The organism is Pseudooceanicola sp. (assembly GCF_041987405.1).
In the GTDB taxonomy this organism is placed as follows: domain Bacteria; phylum Pseudomonadota; class Alphaproteobacteria; order Rhodobacterales; family Rhodobacteraceae; genus Pseudooceanicola.
Genome location: NZ_JBHIWR010000005.1, coordinates 34,356 through 50,196, shown reverse-complemented (window position 1 = coordinate 50,196; position 15,841 = coordinate 34,356). Strand labels below are relative to the sequence as shown.

Here is a 15,841-nt window from a genome sequence, read left to right as displayed (position 1 = left end):
GCAGTCCTTTCAATTGCGATGGCCGGAGATTAGTCTGGGTATGCTGACAATTTACGGCAGGATGTGACATGGCCCGGACCGATCGCCTGATGCGCCTGATGGATGTGATCCGCCGCCTGCCGCAACCGGTGACGGCCGGGCAACTGGCGGCGGAAACCGACGTCTCCCTCCGCCAGCTGTACCGGGACATCGCCACGCTGCGCGCGGGCGGGGCATTGATCGATGGCGCGCCGGGGGTGGGCTATACGCTGACCGAGGATCCCGCCCTGCCGCCGCAGAGCTTCGACCGGATGGAGATCGAGGCGCTGATGCTGGCGCTGAGCGGGCTGGAGCAGATGGGCGACGAGACCCTGACCAAGGCCGGGCGCAGCGCAGTGGCGCGGATCGTGGCCACCCTGCCGGACCGGCAGGCGCGGCAGGCCATGCACACCGCCCTGCACGCCTGGCGCCCCTCCGGTCCCCGCCCGAAGGTGACGGTCGACATGGACCTGATCCGCGATGCCTGCTGGGAGGAACGCAGCCTGCGCATCCGCTATCGCGACCTGCAGGACCGTGTGACGGAGCGGGAGATCTGGCCGCTGGCGATTTCCTATGGCGAACAGTCGCTGATGCTGCTGGCGCATTGCCGGATGCGGATGGATTACCGGGTGTTCCACCTCTCCGGGATGGAACATGCGGAGATAGGAGAGGGCAGCTTTCGCCCCCGGCGGGTGGCGCTATTGCGGGCGTTTCGCGGGTCGTGAACCGGATGGCGGTGCCGTCGTTGGGCGGGTTTGCGCGGGTCAGATGGGTCCGGAGGACCCATCCTACAAGGGCCGGTTGGGGCCGGTCGTGTGGGAAGGCCCCGCTCGCCCAATTCCGCTCGGGGTCACCCGTAGGATGGGTCCTCCGGACCCATCTACCCCGCCGACCCCGGGGCCTTACGCGTCGATCGACGACCCGATCATGGCCCAGACAAGCCCGCCGTCCACGGCAATCGTCTGACCCACCACGTAATTCCCCGACCGGGCCGCCAGATAGATCGCCGCGGCCGAGATATCCTCGCCGTTCCCGATCCGCTTGAGCGGGATGCGCTTTGCCACCTCGTCCCCGTGATCCCGCGCCGCGCGGTTCATGTCCGACGCAAAGGCCCCCGGCGCGATGCAATTCACCAGGATGTTGTCTTCCAGCACCTTCGCGGCGACGCGCCGCGTCAGGTAGATCAGCCCGGATTTTGAGGCATGGTAGGCATAGGTCTCCCACGGGTTCAGCCGCAACCCGTCGATGGAGGCGATGTTGATCACTTTCGACGGCTCCTCCGCAGTGGCGTTCTTTTTGAGCATGCCGTGCAGCTTCTGGGTCAGGAAGAACGGGGACTTCAGGTTCAGGTCCATCGTCTTGTCCCAGCCTGCTTCCGAGAACTGCAGGTACTCCTCGCCCCAGGCCGCCCCGGCATTATTGATCAGGATGTCGATGTGATCCTCGTGGCTGGCGAGGTCGGCGACAAAGGCGTCGATCCCTTCGAGCGTGGAGAGGTCATGCGGCAGGGCGATACACTTCGGCCCCAGCTCCTCTGCCGTGTCGACGCAGGCCTGCGCCTTGCGCGCGGTGATATAGACCTTGGCGCAGCCGGCCTCGATGAAGGCGCGGGCGAAATGCTTGCCGATCCCGCGAGAGCCCCCGGTGATGACCGCAACCTTGCCCTCAAGCGAAAATAGCGTGCTGATATTCATGGTAATCCTCCCGATATGCGGAAACATATTCCGCATGTGTTGCGGCGAGGGTCAAGGCGAAACCATGGGACCATCGGACCGCCCTCCCGACAGAGGCGGGCCCATTCCCGGAGAAAGCCGCGTGAAACCAGCCCAAGACACCATGCAATTTGATCCCGGTCAAAGCCGCGCACGGCGACTCGATCTTGAATGGGGCCAAGACGACAGGAAAGGACGCACCTATGGCACATACGCCTCACGAGCTTCACGACGACTTCCCCGGCCACGCCGAAACCATCAGCACGCTGAAACAGGTCGATGCGCATTTCGCGCGGATGACCGAGGAGTACCATGCGCTGAACCGCCGGATTCACCGGGCGGAGACGAATGTCGAACCGATGGAAGACCTGGCGATGATCGACCTTCGCAAGCAGCGCGCGGCCCTGAAGGACAATATCTACAGCGCCCTTCGGACGAACTGACCCCGGGTTTCAGCCTACATCATAGGGCAGGGTGCCCCGTTCGTTGACATCAATGGTCAACCGCCGCTCCAGCGGCGGAACGGACCGCTGATGGCAATGCTCGCGTTCGCAGATGCGGCAGGAAATGCCGATCGGTTCGAATGTCCCGGGCTGCGACAGGTCCAGATCATCGGCATAGACCAGCGCCGGGGCATGGGTAACCTCGCAGCCAAGCGCGATGGCGAACCGCCGGTCCGGGGCGCCCCAGGACCCGCCGGGCTTGGACACGTCCCGCGCGATGGAGATATAACGCACCCCGTCCGGCGTTTCCGCCAGTTGCCGCAGGAAACGGCCGGGCGTTTCAAAGGCGCGGTGCACGTTCCACAACGGGCAGGCCCCGCCGAACCGCGCGAATTGCAGACGCGTCGCGGAATGCCGCTTGGTGATCGTCCCGGCCTGATCCACCCGGACGAAGAAAAACGGAACCCCTTTGGCCCCCGGCCGTTGCAGGGTCGACAACCGATGCGCCACCTGCTCGATCGAGGCGCCAAAGCGCAGGGCCAGCACCTCCACATCGTGTCGCACCTCCCGCGCCGCATCCAGAAAGGCGCCATAGGGCATGAGCGCGGCCCCGGCAAAGTAGTTTGCCAGACCAATCTTGGCGATGGAGCGGGCGGCGTCGGACTGGAACTTTGCAAAGTCCAGCGTCGCCTCCAGCAGTTTGTCATGTTGCAGCAAAGCGACCTGCAGCAGCAGTTGAAAGGTCTGCGTCTCCGGCGCGGCGCGGCGGGACAGGGTCAACCGCCGCGTCTCGGGATCATAACGACGCAGGGATTTGGTATCGGCGAAATCCACCGACACCCCCTCGTTACCCAGTTGCGAGACCGCTCGGACCCGGATGTTCTTTTCCGGCATGGCTGGCGAGGCGAAGTTTTCTGCCGCGCGGTCCACGGCGTCGATGTAATTGTCGCAGTAATGGAAGAAATCCCGCACCTCGTCCCAGGGCGAGGGCAGGGTGCGCGCGTCCTCGCGCCCCAGGGCCTCGTCGAGGGAGGCCAGCCGCTCATGCGTCTGGCGGTAGGCGCGGTGCAGGTGGATGAAGGTGCGGGCCAGGGCCGGGGCGTTCGACGCGGTCAGCCGCAAATCAGCCAGCGGCGGCGCCACATCGGCCAGGATCGGGTCCGCCATTGCCTCCCTCATGTCCGAAACCAGCCGCTCGCTATCCCCCGTCGACAGTTCCGTCACGTCAAAGCCGAATTCCTGCGCCAGGGCCAGGACCACGGTCGTAGAGACCGGCCTGTTATTGTTCTCCATCTGGTTGAGGTAGGGCAGGGAGACGCCAAGTTTCGCGGCGAATTCCTTCTGGGTCAGGCCAAGTTTCTGACGCGTCTCACGCAGCTTTGCGCCGGCATAGAGCTTCTTGGTTGCCATCGACGCAGGTCCCTCGACTTTGCAATTCTACAATACCATCACAGGTAACTTTGCAAAGCCGTGTTAACAAGCGCTTATCGGGCCAGCTGTTTCTCGCGCCAGATCACCACGAGGATGGCCAGGAACCCTGCGACAGAGGTGCCCAGCATGATCCAGATCAGCGGAAATTCCCCCGTGCCCGGTGTTAGCATCGCGCCTGCAAAAGCCGAAAGTGCCGCGCCGCCCAGGATCTGGATCGACCCACCCAGCCCGGACGCCGTACCGGCCAGATGCGGCCGCACCGACAGCATGCCCGACGTTCCCGAGGGGATCACCAGCCCATTGCCCAGCCCGACCAGCGTCATGAAGCCGAAGAAGACGAACGGCCCGCTCATCCCCGCGTAGGACAGCGCAAGGGAGATCGCCAGCCCGGCCGAGGTGATGATCGCCCCAATCAGGATCATGGGGTTCACCCCGACCCGGGTCGCATAAAGGCCGGTCAACCAATTGCCGAGGAAATAGCCGATCGCCGGGGCGCCGGTGAAATAGCCGAACTCCGCCGGGCTCATGTTGAAGACATTGCTGGCGACAAAAGGCGCGCCGCCGAGGAAGGCGAAGAAGGCGCCGGAGGAAAACGCGGTGGCCAGGCAATACCCCCAGAAGCGTGGCGAGGCGAAGAGCTCCGGATACTCCCGGAACTGCCCGACCAGCGTCAGCGAACTGGGCTTGCCCGTCTCGCCAAGGTCGAACCAGACGATGGTGAAGACAAGCACGCCAAAGCCGAAGAGCACCCAGAATGTCGATTTCCAGCCGAAGGCCTCGTCCAGCACGCCGCCGATGGCCGGGGCGATCATCGGCACGATGGACATGCCCATCACCACATAGCCCAGCATCGACGCCGCCTTGTCCGCCGAATACATGTCCCGCACCACCGCCCTCGACAGCACCATGGCCACGGCCGCCGTCGCCTGGAAGGACCGGAACAGCAGAAAGAGCCCGATGTTCGGGGCGTAGATGCAGCCCAGGGTCGAGAGACAGAAGAGGCCCAACCCCCACAGGATCACAGGGCGACGTCCGAACTTGTCCGCCATCGGTCCGACGAACAGCTGCAGGATGCCATTGGTGGCCAGAAAGACCGCGACAGACAACTGCACATAGCGATAGGGCGCATCGAAATACTCGGCCATGCTGGGCAACGACGGCAGGAAGATGTTCATCGCCAGCGCGGTCATCGACGACAGCAGGATCAGCGTCGTCAGATGCGGCGGACTGTCGTGCCGCAGGTATTTGGATGTTTCGGTCATGGCCATCCGTGACAGCTAGGCCCGGCGCGGAGCAAAGTCCATGCGGAGGTCATGTAATTCCTGCAACTCCGGGATGTTCTTTGCTGCTTTGCAATTAGCAATGCAGCCGCTGCCAAATGTTTGCAAATTTGCCGGATTCCCCTTTGGTCTTCCCGGCGAACTCCGTATGGTCCCCGAAGATTGGCCGGGGCCTTATGGCCCGTCAAGAGGAGACAGCCCCATGAAAGACATTATCCAGGAACTCCATGACCGCCGGGAAGCGGCCCGCCTGGGTGGCGGCCAGAAACGGATCGACAGCCAGCACGCAAAGGGCAAACTGACGGCGCGGGAACGGATCGAGCTGCTTCTTGATGCTGACAGTTTCGAAGAATTCGACATGTTCGTTGCGCACCGCTGCACCGATTTCGATATGGAAAAGGACCGCCCCTATGGCGACGGCGTCGTCACGGGCTGGGGCACGATCAATGGCCGCATGGTTTATGTCTTCAGCCAGGATTTCACCGTCTTCGGCGGCTCGCTCTCTGAAACACACGCCCAGAAAATCTGCAAGATCATGGACATGGCGATCCAGAACGGCGCACCCGTCATCGGCCTGAACGACTCCGGCGGCGCTCGCATCCAGGAGGGCGTCGCCTCCCTCGCCGGCTATGCGGACGTGTTCCAGCGCAATATTATGGCCTCCGGCGTCGTGCCGCAGATTTCGGTCATCATGGGGCCCTGTGCGGGCGGTGCGGTTTATTCGCCCGCCATGACCGACTTCATCTTCATGGTGAAGGACAGCTCCTACATGTTCGTGACCGGCCCGGACGTGGTGAAGACTGTCACGAACGAGGTCGTGACGGCCGAGGAGCTGGGCGGCGCATCCACCCACACCAAGAAATCTTCGGTCGCGGATGGTGCCTTCGAAAATGACGTGGAGGCGCTGGCCGAGGTCCGCCGCCTCGTCGACTTCCTGCCGCTCAACAACCGCGAAAAGCCGCCCGTGCGCCCCTTCTTTGACGCGCCGGACCGCATCGAGTCGAGCCTCGACACGCTGATCCCCGAAAACGCGAACTCCCCCTACGACATGAAGGAACTGATCCTGAAGGTCGCGGACGAGGGCGATTTCTACGAGATCCAGGAAGACTTCGCGAAGAACATCATCACCGGCTTCATCCGGCTGGAGGGGCAGACGGTTGGCGTGGTGGCCAACCAGCCGATGGTGCTGGCTGGGTGTCTCGACATCGACAGCTCCCGCAAGGCCGCGCGCTTTGTCCGGTTCTGCGATGCCTTCGAGATCCCGATCCTGACCTTCGTCGACGTCCCCGGCTTTCTGCCCGGTACCGGCCAGGAATATGGCGGCGTGATCAAGCACGGCGCGAAACTGCTCTTCGCCTATGGCGAGGCGACGGTGCCCAAGGTCACGGTCATCACCCGCAAGGCCTATGGCGGCGCCTATGACGTGATGGCGTCCAAGCACCTGCGTGGTGATTTCAACTACGCATGGCCCACGGCTGAAATCGCGGTGATGGGGGCCAAGGGTGCGGTCGAGATCCTCTACCGCTCGGAACTGGGCGATGCCGAAAAGATCGCGGCGCGGACCCAGAACTACGAGGACCGTTTCGCCAACCCCTTCGTCGCGGCCGAAAAGGGCTTCATCGACGAGGTGATCCAGCCGCGTTCGACCCGTCGCCGGGTCGCCCGGGCCTTTGCCTCGCTGCGCAACAAGAAGCTCAGCAATCCGTGGAAAAAGCACGACAACATTCCGCTTTGACCCGCAGGACCGCAGTGTGACGAACCCCCGTTGGCATATCCTGCGCGAGGACAGCGCGGTCACGATCGCCCGGCAGCTGCCGGTGCGGTTCGATCTGGCCGTGACCGCCCGCTTCGCTGCGCCGCATCCCGTGTCGCTGACCGCGCTGGCGCATCAGATCCGTCAGGACATCTGGCGGGCGCTGCAGCGGTTGCGCGGATTTTCGCCGGTGGTGCGGGTCGCTCAAGCTGGCGCTGCAATCGCGGTCGAGGCCGGCGGACGCTGTGCCGGTCCCACAGGCGGGGCGGCGGACCGGATCGCCATGGTTCTGGACAGCCCGTCCAACCGGCAGCGGTGGCTGGCCCATGCGAGGCGGCGGACATGAGGGGGCAGTGGACAAAAGTCGCGGCCCTGGGGGCGTTCTGCGCCGCCGCGACCACGGTGTGGGGGCAGGAGGAGCCCCTCGCCGTGCCCTCGGGTATCGCCATGACCCTGCTTGAGGTGCTCGAAGAGACGCAGCCCGATGGCTCTGTCTGGCTGCGCTTTCGCTATGTCGCGCCGGGGATCACCCGCGATCAGTATGACCGGATCCAGGACGATTTCGCCGCGCTCTGCGAAAGCGAGGCGGTGACCTATCGCACCGTCACCCGCGCGCCCGCCTCGCAGGCGGTGATATCCATCGCGGCGGCACCGGTCGAATTCGGCACCACCGCACCCGAAATCCCCCAGTTTTTCGAGGCCTTCCGCCTCGAGGACGGGGCCTGCATTTGGGAGGGCTTTTGATGCTTCCACAAGATGTTGCGCGACCCGTCGCGGCCTTGCGTCAGGTTGCGGCTTTCCCGTCACAGGCGGCGGACCCCCGCCGGTATTCGTATGAAATCAGGACAGATTGCGCTATGGTCAGACTAGGCGTTTCCCAAGACGCGCCTACATTTGGGCGGACCTCGGAGCAATCCGGGGCCAGTTCACTTGGCAGACCAAACAGGAGTAGCAGATGTCCAAGAGCATCAAAATCGTCGCCGCAATGGGCCTCATGGCCTTCGCGGCTGCTTGTGCCCAGCCCGAGCCGGAATACGTCGAAGTCCAACCGATCTCGACCGAACCGGTTTACACCGGCAAGTACAAGTAAGACTTTTCGGGGCGCGGCCCTAGGGCCCGCCCCGCATTCCCGCCCCCTTTGCGACCCTGGCGCGGCCCTATCCTTGGGGGCGTGCCCATGCTGAAGCATCGCGGGTTCCCGGGTCGCCTGACCGGCACGGACTTCCAGTTCACAATCCGTCGCGCCAACCCCAAGGGGGTCACGCCGATCACGCGTCGCGAACGCTATCGCGACCGCCGACCTGCCGACCGCCGGGCAGACGAGGGCTTCATGGCCGCGCTGTGGGAGCATTTCGGTGCAGACCCGTTCGAGCGCGGCAACCTGGATGCCGGCCGCCTTTCCTGGCTGTTCGGGCGCGAAGTCATCCCGGCTGAAGACCCCTTTGATCCCGCCGACTACGACGCCCTGCTGCAGATCGACGAGGCTGTCGCCCGCCGCTCCTTCCCGCAGATTTTCGATCCGGTCGATCCGGACGAGCCCGAGGACGAGGAGGGCTGGGAATGACCGGCCTGCGCCACACCCATGCCCACACTCATGCGTTGAGCATGTTTTCGCCCATTCATTTCGGAATTGCGCGAAATCTGGCTCAGAATCCCGCCGCGGCACGCGAGGCATTTGCGGTTTCAGAAATTTGCGTCAGCATCAACTCTGTCGCCAATGGGTCTTTCCCGACCCGGATCGCGATGTGTCACTATCGTTACCCTTCCCCAATCGGGCGGTCTGATGTCCCCAAGATCAGGCCGCCCGCCCTTTTTCCCACATCTCGCACCGACCTTTCACAACTGCGTGAGTTTGGGCGCTTTTCTGCCTGTGCCACAAGAACGCTGGAACATTCCCTGAAACTGCGTGTTATTCAGTGGACACGCATTAATCGAGGAGTAACGGAACGATGCGCAGAGCAAAAATCACACTCGTTGCGACCCTTGCCCTTGGCGCGCTTGCGGCCTGCGGCGACACGGTCGGCGAACAGGCCCTCGTGGGCGGCGCGGCCGGGATCGGCGGCGCAGCTGTCACCGGCGGTAATGCCGGCACCGGCGCCATTGTCGGCGCGGCAGCCAACGTCGCCTACTGCCAGACCAACCCCGGCAAGTGCCGGTCGGTCAACTGATCTGAACCATATCCGTCAGGTTCGCCTGACGGTCCATAAACCTGTGAAACCCCGTAGCAGCACCGCTGCCACGGGGTTTTCGCGTTGTACGATGCCCCGGACCATCCGGAGCCAAGAACCGGGCCAAGAACCGAAGAGGGACTGACATGTTCGACAAAATCCTGATCGCCAACCGGGGCGAGATTGCCTGCCGCGTCATCAAGACTGCGCGTAAGATGGGCATCAAGACCGTGGCCATTTACTCTGACGCCGACAAGAATGCGCTGCACGTCGCCATGGCGGACGAGGCCGTGCACATCGGGCCGCCCCCGGCGAACCAGTCCTATATCGTGATCGACAAGGTCATGGAGGCGATCAAGGCCTCGGGCGCGCAGGCGGTTCACCCCGGCTACGGCTTCCTTTCGGAGAATTCGAAATTCGCCGAAGCGCTCGAAGCGGCCGACGTGGCCTTCATCGGCCCGCCGGTCAAGGCGATCGAGGCCATGGGCGACAAGATCACCTCCAAGAAGATCGCGCAGGAGGCAGGCGTCAGCACCGTCCCCGGCTACATGGGCCTGATCGAGGACGCCGACGAGGCGGTGAAGATCTCCAAGGAGATCGGCTATCCCGTGATGATCAAGGCCTCCGCCGGCGGTGGCGGGAAGGGGATGCGGATCGCCTGGGATGACCAGGAGGCGCGCGAAGGCTTCCAGTCGTCGAAGAACGAGGCCGCAAACTCCTTCGGCGACGACCGGATCTTCATCGAAAAGTTCGTGACGCAGCCCCGGCATATCGAGATCCAGGTGCTTTGCGACAGCCACGGCAACGGCATCTACCTGGGCGAGCGCGAATGTTCGATCCAGCGCCGCAACCAGAAGGTGGTCGAAGAGGCGCCGAGCCCCTTCCTAGACGAGGAAACCCGCAAGGCCATGGGCGAACAGGCCGTCGCGCTGGCCAAGGCCGTGGGCTACGCCAGCGCCGGGACCGTGGAATTCATCGTCGACGGCGAGAAGAACTTCTACTTCCTCGAAATGAACACCCGCCTGCAGGTGGAACACCCGGTGACCGAACTGATCACCGGTGTCGATCTGGTCGAACAGATGATCCGCGTCGCGAACGGCGAAGAGCTGACGATGACGCAGGATGACGTGACCCTGACCGGCTGGGCCATCGAGAACCGGCTCTATGCCGAGGACCCCTATCGCGGCTTTCTGCCCTCCATCGGCCGTCTGTCCCGCTATCGCCCCCCGGCGGAGATCGCCGCCGGCCCGCTGCTGGAGAACGGTAAATGGCAGGGCGATGCGCCCAAGGGCGAGACGGCCGTGCGCAACGATACCGGCGTCTACGAGGGCGGCGAGATTTCGATGTACTACGACCCGATGATCGCCAAGCTCTGCACATGGGCCCCGACCCGGGCCGAGGCGATCGAGGCGATGCGCGTCGCGCTGGATACCTTCGAGGTCGAAGGCATCGGCCACAACCTGCCCTTCGTCGCCGCCGTGATGGATCACCCGATCTTCATCGACGGCGAGATGACCACCGCCTTCATCGCCGAACAATATCCCGAGGGTTTCGAAGGGGTGGACCTGGACGAACCCGCGCTGAAACGCATCGCTGCCGCCAGCGCCGCCATGAACCGGGTCGCCGAAATCCGGCGGACCCGTGTGTCTGGCCGGATGGACAACCACGAACGCCATGTCGGTGAGGACTGGGTCGTCACGCTTCAGGGCGCGGAATTCGAAACGACCATCGACGCCGACCCGTCGGGCTCCACCGTGCGCTTCTCCGACGGGTCCTCGCACCGGGTTGAAGGCAATTGGACGCCGGGCGACCAACTGGCCCAGATGACGGTCGACGGCGCGCCGCTTGTGCTCAAGGTCGGCAAGATCTCCGGTGGCTTCCGCATCCGCTCGCGCGGGGCCGATCTCAAGGTCCACGTCCGCTCGCCCCGCCATGCCGAACTGGCGCGCCTGATGCCGGAAAAACTGCCGCTCGACACCTCGAAACTGCTGCTCTGCCCGATGCCGGGCCTCGTCGTGAAGATCGACGTGGAAGAGGGGCAGGAGGTCCAGGAGGGTCAGGCGCTCTGCACCATCGAGGCGATGAAGATGGAAAACATCCTGCGCGCCGAGAAGAAGGGCGTGGTCACCAAGATCAACGCGGGCCCGGGCGACAGCCTAGCGGTCGACGAAGTGATCATGGAGTTCGAATGACGCTATGAACCGCGACGGCTTCATAAGCCTCGGAGTGATCCTGGCGGTCATAGGACTTCTGGTCGCGACGGATAGCGGTGTCGCGGACCGCTATCGACAGATCGGCGCGGCCGCTTCCGGCGCGATCGTGCTTCTGATCGTGCATTCGCTGCTCGTGCCCAAGCTGCTGAGGCGGGTTCTGGTGCGAACGGTCCAGATTCTGCTGCCCGTCGCGGTGGTTGTTGTTCTGGTCGTGATTGCGCTGGTCTCGATTCCGGATCTCGACCGCTGGACGCTCGGGGCCTTGATCGCCGCGACGATTGCGGTTGCCGGTTGGCTGGTCACGTTCCTGACACAGGAAATGCGACGTGCTCAGGAAGCGCATGACCGGCGAGAGGACATGATCGGCGCGCTCATCGCAGAGATCGAGAACATCCTGAAGTTTTCAAACCTCCTGACGCAGTCTCTGGATCGCGTGCTGGATGATGTGAAAGCGAAGTTTGCAGCAGACGCCACCTACGAACCGTTCATCCTTTACGGCCACGATTTCTCGACCTTGAAACGGGTCATGGCCGAAATCGAGATCTTGCACGACGATCAGATCATCAAAGTGCAGAATCTCTTCCATGTTCTGGACCGTCTTGAGCGGATTGAAGCGTCTGTGCGAACTCCCGAATTCCGCGGTTTGCCGCAGGATCGCAAGCGGGATGCCATCATCCGTTACATGACCATTCAGGCACAGGTTCCGAAGGCCTGCAGCAAGGCACTGGTCGAATTGGATGGTCAGGCATTTGGTCATCTCGAGGAGCCCTCGAGATGACGGTCATGACGTCAGCAGCAGACATGCCGTTGAAGGCCCCCGTCTTCAGATCAGGGGGTTCTCTTCGTCCTTCGCCGCGTCGCGCGGATCGAGGTTCACCGTATTCATTGGCCTGCACTCTTGCTGTTGGTGGGGTGAGAATATGCTTTCAAACCCCTGAATACAAGGATAACGCGCTGAGGCCGCTGCAGGATCCCCGCCGCACGGGTCGTCATAAACCCTCGGCCGGTCGGAGGCTGTCCTATCTCCCGCCCCTCTGGCCCAGGTCCCGCAGTTCCTGCTGGCGCAGCGGCGTCTTGTCGATGGCGCGGGAGATTTCCCGCACGTCCCAAGGCTGCGGTTTGCGCAGCTTGATCTGGCCATCCTTGCCGATCAGGACCATCATGAACCCACGCGGCCGAAAGGTCTGGCGCAAGGCGCTTTGCGCGGCCGGATCCGTGTCTGTCACGACGACGACATCCCGCACCGCCAGTTCCGCGGGCCGGTCCTGCAGCGCCGCCATCTGGCGGCGGAAGTTGGGATCGTTCGGGCTGTCGGCAAAGACCGCGACCACCCGTTTGAGCCAGCGGAGCTCGTCCAGCGTCTCCGGCACCACGTCAAGAAAGATACCATCCGTCGCCTCATCGGCCGGTTGGCTCTCCCCCGTGGTCTCTCCGGGCGTGGCAGCCTCCGCTTCCATCGTGGGCGTCGGGGCGGACGCGGCCTCCTGCGCGGCGAGGGGCGCGGAACCGAGAAGTAGCAGACAGGTCAAGAGCTTGCGCATGTATCGTGGGGCCTCCGTTCCTACCGATATAGGGGGTAATACTGGTTTCGTCATCCTTGCTGACCCGATTTGTCGCAAAGGTGACACCGCCGCCATTCGCGCCGTTAAGCAGTTCGTCAGAGGTCAGGGGGCATGATGCGCGCCATCATCGACACCCGCCGACCTCGGATCGCGCGGCACAGAAGGGCCCGGACCATGGAGATCATCCTGCATGTCGGTGCACATCGCACCGCTACGACCAGCTTTCAACACTACATGCGCCAGAACGCGACAGTACTGCGCCGCCAGCGCCTGGCCTTCTGGGGCCCCCGGAAAACCCGGGCAGGGCTCCTGGCCGGTTTGCTTCCGCGAAACGATGCCTCCGCCCCCGACATGGATACGCTGCGCTGCCACATCGCGCAGGCGCTGACGCGCTTGGAAAAGACCGGGATCAGTCGCCTGATTGTCAGCGAGGAAAACTTGCTGGGCCTGCCCGCGCACAACCTGCGCAGCGCCCGTCTTTACCCCCAGGCCGCCGAACGGATGGAACGGGTGGCCCGCGCCTTCGACCATCGCATTGACAGGGTGGTCATGACGGTCCGCCCGCAACATCGCTACTGGCCCTCGGCCATGGCCTATGCCGTGCAGCGGGGTCATACTGTCCCCTCCGCCGCGCAGCGTGACAGGATCACGCGCAGCGCCCGGGGCTGGCGCGACATAGCGCGCGACGTCGCGGCCTGTCAGGGGGCGGAGCTGCGGGTGCTGCCCTTCGGGACCACGCCCCGGGCGACGCTTGAAGAGATGACGGCGGGGGCGATCAAACCGCCGCAGTTCCACGGCGATCTGCAGCTGAACGCCGCGCCTGACCGGGACGAGCTGCGCGCGGCGCTGGACGGGCGGGGCGCCGACACATCCGCCATTCCTGCAGGGACGGGGCGCTGGCAGCCCTTCGACGCGGATCAGCGCGCCATGCTGGCGGAGGCATGGCAGGACGACGAATTCTGGCTGGCCGCGGGTGGCGGGGGCATTGCGACCTACCGCCTACCCGGCCGCCGTACACCAGGGATGAAACACCAGCCGGAGAGAGCGGGATATCACCTGCCGCCCGGGCTTATTGGAAGAGGACATGACAATGGCATCGAAGAAAGACGAATGGTCGGCTCTCGCTGAGAAGGAGCTGCGGGGCAAGCCGCTCTCCGCACTGGACTGGGAAACGCTTGAGGGGATCACCGTCAAGCCGCTCTATACAGAAGAGGACACCGAGGGGCTGGGCCACATGGGCTCCATCCCCGGTCAGGCGCCGTTTACCCGCGGCCCCAAGGCGACGATGTACGCGGGCCGCCCCTGGACGATCCGCCAGTATGCTGGCTTCTCCACGGCCGAGGAATCCAACGCCTTCTACCGCCGCAACCTCGCCGCCGGTCAGCAGGGTGTCTCGGTCGCCTTCGACCTCGCCACGCACCGCGGATATGACAGCGACCACCCCCGCGTGGTCGGCGATGTCGGCAAGGCCGGTGTGGCGATCGACAGCGTCGAGGACATGAAGATCCTCTTCGACGGCATCCCGCTCGACAAGGTTTCCGTCTCCATGACGATGAACGGCGCGGTAATCCCGATCCTCGCCTCTTTCATCGTGACGGGCGAAGAGCAGGGGCATGACAAGTCGCTTCTGGCGGGCACGATCCAGAACGACATCCTCAAGGAATTCATGGTGCGGAACACCTATATCTATCCGCCCCAGCCCTCGATGAAGATCATTTCCGACATCATCGAATACACCTCGAACGAGATGCCGAAGTTCAATTCCATCTCGATCTCCGGCTACCATATGCAGGAGGCCGGCGCGAACCTGGTGCAGGAGCTCGCTTACACGCTGGCCGACGGCCGCGAATACGTGAAGGCCGCGATCGAAGCGGGCATGGATGTCGACAAGTTCGCCGGCCGCCTGTCGTTCTTCTTCGCCATCGGCATGAATTTCTTCATGGAAATCGCCAAGCTGCGCGCCGCGCGAACCCTCTGGCACCGCGTCATGACCGAGTTCGGGGCGCAGCAGGAGAAATCCAAGGTCCTACGGACGCACTGCCAGACCTCCGGCGTGTCGCTGCAGGAACAGGACCCTTACAACAACGTCATCCGCACCGCCTACGAGGCGATGAGCGCGGTTCTGGGCGGCACCCAGTCTCTGCACACCAACGCGCTGGATGAAGCCATCGCCCTGCCGACCGACTTCTCGGCCCGGATCGCCCGGAACACGCAGCTGATCCTGCAGGAGGAGACGCAGGTGACCAAGGTCGTCGATCCGCTGGCGGGCTCCTACTACATCGAGAGCCTGACGGACGAGTTGATCAACAAGGCTTGGGAGCTGATGCAGGAGGTCGAGGAGATGGGCGGCATGACCAAGGCCGTCGCCTCCGGCATGCCCAAGCTGCGGATCGAGGAGTCGGCGGCCCGCCGTCAGGCCATGATCGACCGCGGCGAGGAGGTGATCGTCGGCGTCAACAAGTACCGCAAGGACAAGGAAGATCCGATCGACATTCTGGACGTCGACAACGTCAAGGTGCGCGAAAGCCAGGTGAGGGCACTGGAACGCATCCGCGCCGAGCGGGACGAGGACGCCTGCACAAAGGCGCTGGACGAACTGACCCGCCGCGCCAAAGAGGGCGGCAATCTATTGGAAGCGGCGGTCGAAGCCGCCCGCGCCCGCGCCACCGTAGGGGAAATCAGCATGGCAATGGAGAAGGAATTCGGCCGTCACCGGGCCGAGGTGAAGACCCTGGCAGGCGTCTATGGCGCGGCCTACGAGGGCGACGAGGGCTTTGCCGCAATCCAGAAGGACATCGAGGCCTTCGCCGAGGAAGAGGGCCGCCGCCCTCGCCTTCTGGTCGTCAAGATGGGCCAGGACGGCCATGACCGCGGGGCCAAGGTCATCGCCACCGCCTTTGCCGACATCGGGTTTGACGTGGATGTCGGCCCACTGTTCCAGACGCCGGAAGAGGCCGCGCAGGACGCCATCGACAATGACGTGCACGTTGTGGGCATTTCGTCCCAGGCGGCAGGTCACAAGACCCTCGCCCCGCAGCTGATCGAGGCGCTGAAGGAAAAGGACGCGGGCGACATCCTCGTCATCTGCGGCGGGGTTATCCCGCAGCAGGATTACGATTTCCTGAAGAAGGCCGGGGTGAAGGCGATTTTCGGTCCGGGCACCAATATCCCGGCCGCCGCCGCCGATATCCTTAAGCTTATCCGCCAAACGCGCGGCTGAAGCGGGGGAGGGGGCTGTCTGCCCCCTCTTGAGCCCTTTCG

General features: G+C 63.9%; 16 protein-coding genes. 12 read left to right on the top strand and 4 right to left on the bottom strand.

Features of this window, described 5'->3' with window-relative positions:
* Positions 1 to 68 precede the first annotated feature (68 nt).
* The gene (locus ACFC2Y_RS13650) at positions 69 to 743 is read left to right on the top strand and encodes a helix-turn-helix transcriptional regulator (RefSeq protein ID WP_375175656.1); all 675 of its coding nucleotides are present in this window, start codon (positions 69 to 71) and stop codon (positions 741 to 743) included.
* A 177-nt stretch (positions 744 to 920) separates the two neighbouring features.
* Here the strand turns inward: ACFC2Y_RS13650 and ACFC2Y_RS13645 are convergent, their stop codons facing one another.
* Entirely contained in the window at positions 921 to 1,712 is a 792-nt protein-coding gene (locus tag ACFC2Y_RS13645) for an SDR family oxidoreductase (RefSeq protein WP_375175657.1), read from the bottom strand.
* A gap of 221 nt (positions 1,713 to 1,933) precedes the next feature.
* On the opposite strand from ACFC2Y_RS13645, the gene ACFC2Y_RS13640 reads away from it, so the two are divergent.
* Positions 1,934 to 2,173, top strand: a complete 240-nt coding sequence (locus tag ACFC2Y_RS13640) for a YdcH family protein (RefSeq protein WP_375175658.1) — start codon at positions 1,934 to 1,936, stop codon at positions 2,171 to 2,173.
* 9 nt (positions 2,174 to 2,182) lie between these two features.
* Here the strand turns inward: ACFC2Y_RS13640 and ACFC2Y_RS13635 are convergent, their stop codons facing one another.
* Positions 2,183 to 3,583 carry a short-chain fatty acyl-CoA regulator family protein gene (locus tag ACFC2Y_RS13635; protein WP_375175659.1) on the bottom strand — a complete coding sequence of 467 codons (1,401 nt, stop codon included), beginning with the start codon at positions 3,581 to 3,583 and terminating at the stop codon, positions 2,183 to 2,185.
* 74 nt (positions 3,584 to 3,657) lie between these two features.
* Positions 3,658 to 4,872 carry a multidrug effflux MFS transporter gene (locus ACFC2Y_RS13630; RefSeq protein WP_375175660.1) on the bottom strand — a complete coding sequence of 405 codons (1,215 nt, stop codon included), beginning with the start codon at positions 4,870 to 4,872 and terminating at the stop codon, positions 3,658 to 3,660.
* 214 nt (positions 4,873 to 5,086) lie between these two features.
* Here ACFC2Y_RS13630 and ACFC2Y_RS13625 point away from each other — a divergent pair, with 214 nt between their 5' ends.
* The 8 genes from ACFC2Y_RS13625 (at position 5,087) to ACFC2Y_RS13590 (ending at position 11,796) form a co-directional block, all read left to right on the top strand.
* Positions 5,087 to 6,619 (top strand): acyl-CoA carboxylase subunit beta, encoded by a 1,533-nt coding sequence (locus ACFC2Y_RS13625; RefSeq protein WP_375175661.1) that lies wholly within the window; start codon positions 5,087 to 5,089, stop codon positions 6,617 to 6,619.
* Between the two features lie 16 nt (positions 6,620 to 6,635).
* A complete protein-coding gene (locus ACFC2Y_RS13620; RefSeq protein ID WP_375175662.1) occupies positions 6,636 to 6,983 on the top strand; it encodes a hypothetical protein in 348 nt (115 codons plus the stop codon).
* Positions 6,980 to 7,381: a DUF6497 family protein gene (locus ACFC2Y_RS13615; protein ID WP_375175663.1), complete on the top strand. Its 402-nt coding sequence runs from the start codon at positions 6,980 to 6,982 to the stop codon at positions 7,379 to 7,381. The genes ACFC2Y_RS13620 and ACFC2Y_RS13615 overlap by 4 nt, the downstream gene beginning before the upstream one ends.
* A 211-nt stretch (positions 7,382 to 7,592) precedes the next feature.
* Entirely contained in the window at positions 7,593 to 7,727 is a 135-nt protein-coding gene (locus ACFC2Y_RS13610; protein WP_375175664.1) for a hypothetical protein, read from the top strand.
* A gap of 87 nt (positions 7,728 to 7,814) precedes the next feature.
* Positions 7,815 to 8,201: a hypothetical protein gene (locus tag ACFC2Y_RS13605; RefSeq protein WP_375175665.1), complete on the top strand. Its 387-nt coding sequence runs from the start codon at positions 7,815 to 7,817 to the stop codon at positions 8,199 to 8,201.
* A gap of 385 nt (positions 8,202 to 8,586) precedes the next feature.
* Positions 8,587 to 8,805 carry a hypothetical protein gene (locus ACFC2Y_RS13600; RefSeq protein WP_375175666.1) on the top strand — a complete coding sequence of 73 codons (219 nt, stop codon included), beginning with the start codon at positions 8,587 to 8,589 and terminating at the stop codon, positions 8,803 to 8,805.
* Positions 8,806 to 8,951: 146 nt separating this feature from the next.
* On the top strand, positions 8,952 to 10,997 hold the full coding sequence (locus ACFC2Y_RS13595) for a biotin carboxylase N-terminal domain-containing protein (protein WP_375175667.1): 2,046 nt from the start codon (positions 8,952 to 8,954) through the stop codon (positions 10,995 to 10,997).
* A 4-nt stretch (positions 10,998 to 11,001) separates the two neighbouring features.
* Positions 11,002 to 11,796: a hypothetical protein gene (locus ACFC2Y_RS13590; RefSeq protein WP_375175668.1), complete on the top strand. Its 795-nt coding sequence runs from the start codon at positions 11,002 to 11,004 to the stop codon at positions 11,794 to 11,796.
* 241 nt (positions 11,797 to 12,037) lie between these two features.
* Here ACFC2Y_RS13590 and ACFC2Y_RS13585 read toward each other — a convergent pair whose 3' ends face one another.
* A complete protein-coding gene (locus ACFC2Y_RS13585; protein WP_375175669.1) occupies positions 12,038 to 12,559 on the bottom strand; it encodes a DUF4174 domain-containing protein in 522 nt (173 codons plus the stop codon).
* 132 nt (positions 12,560 to 12,691) lie between these two features.
* Here ACFC2Y_RS13585 and ACFC2Y_RS13580 point away from each other — a divergent pair, with 132 nt between their 5' ends.
* Both ACFC2Y_RS13580 and scpA read left to right on the top strand, forming a co-directional pair.
* Positions 12,692 to 13,708 carry a hypothetical protein gene (locus tag ACFC2Y_RS13580; RefSeq protein WP_375186447.1) on the top strand — a complete coding sequence of 339 codons (1,017 nt, stop codon included), beginning with the start codon at positions 12,692 to 12,694 and terminating at the stop codon, positions 13,706 to 13,708.
* On the top strand, positions 13,671 to 15,800 hold the full coding sequence (scpA, locus tag ACFC2Y_RS13575; protein ID WP_375175671.1) for a methylmalonyl-CoA mutase: 2,130 nt from the start codon (positions 13,671 to 13,673) through the stop codon (positions 15,798 to 15,800). The genes ACFC2Y_RS13580 and scpA overlap by 38 nt, the downstream gene beginning before the upstream one ends.
* The last annotated feature ends 41 nt before the right edge of the window (positions 15,801 to 15,841 follow it).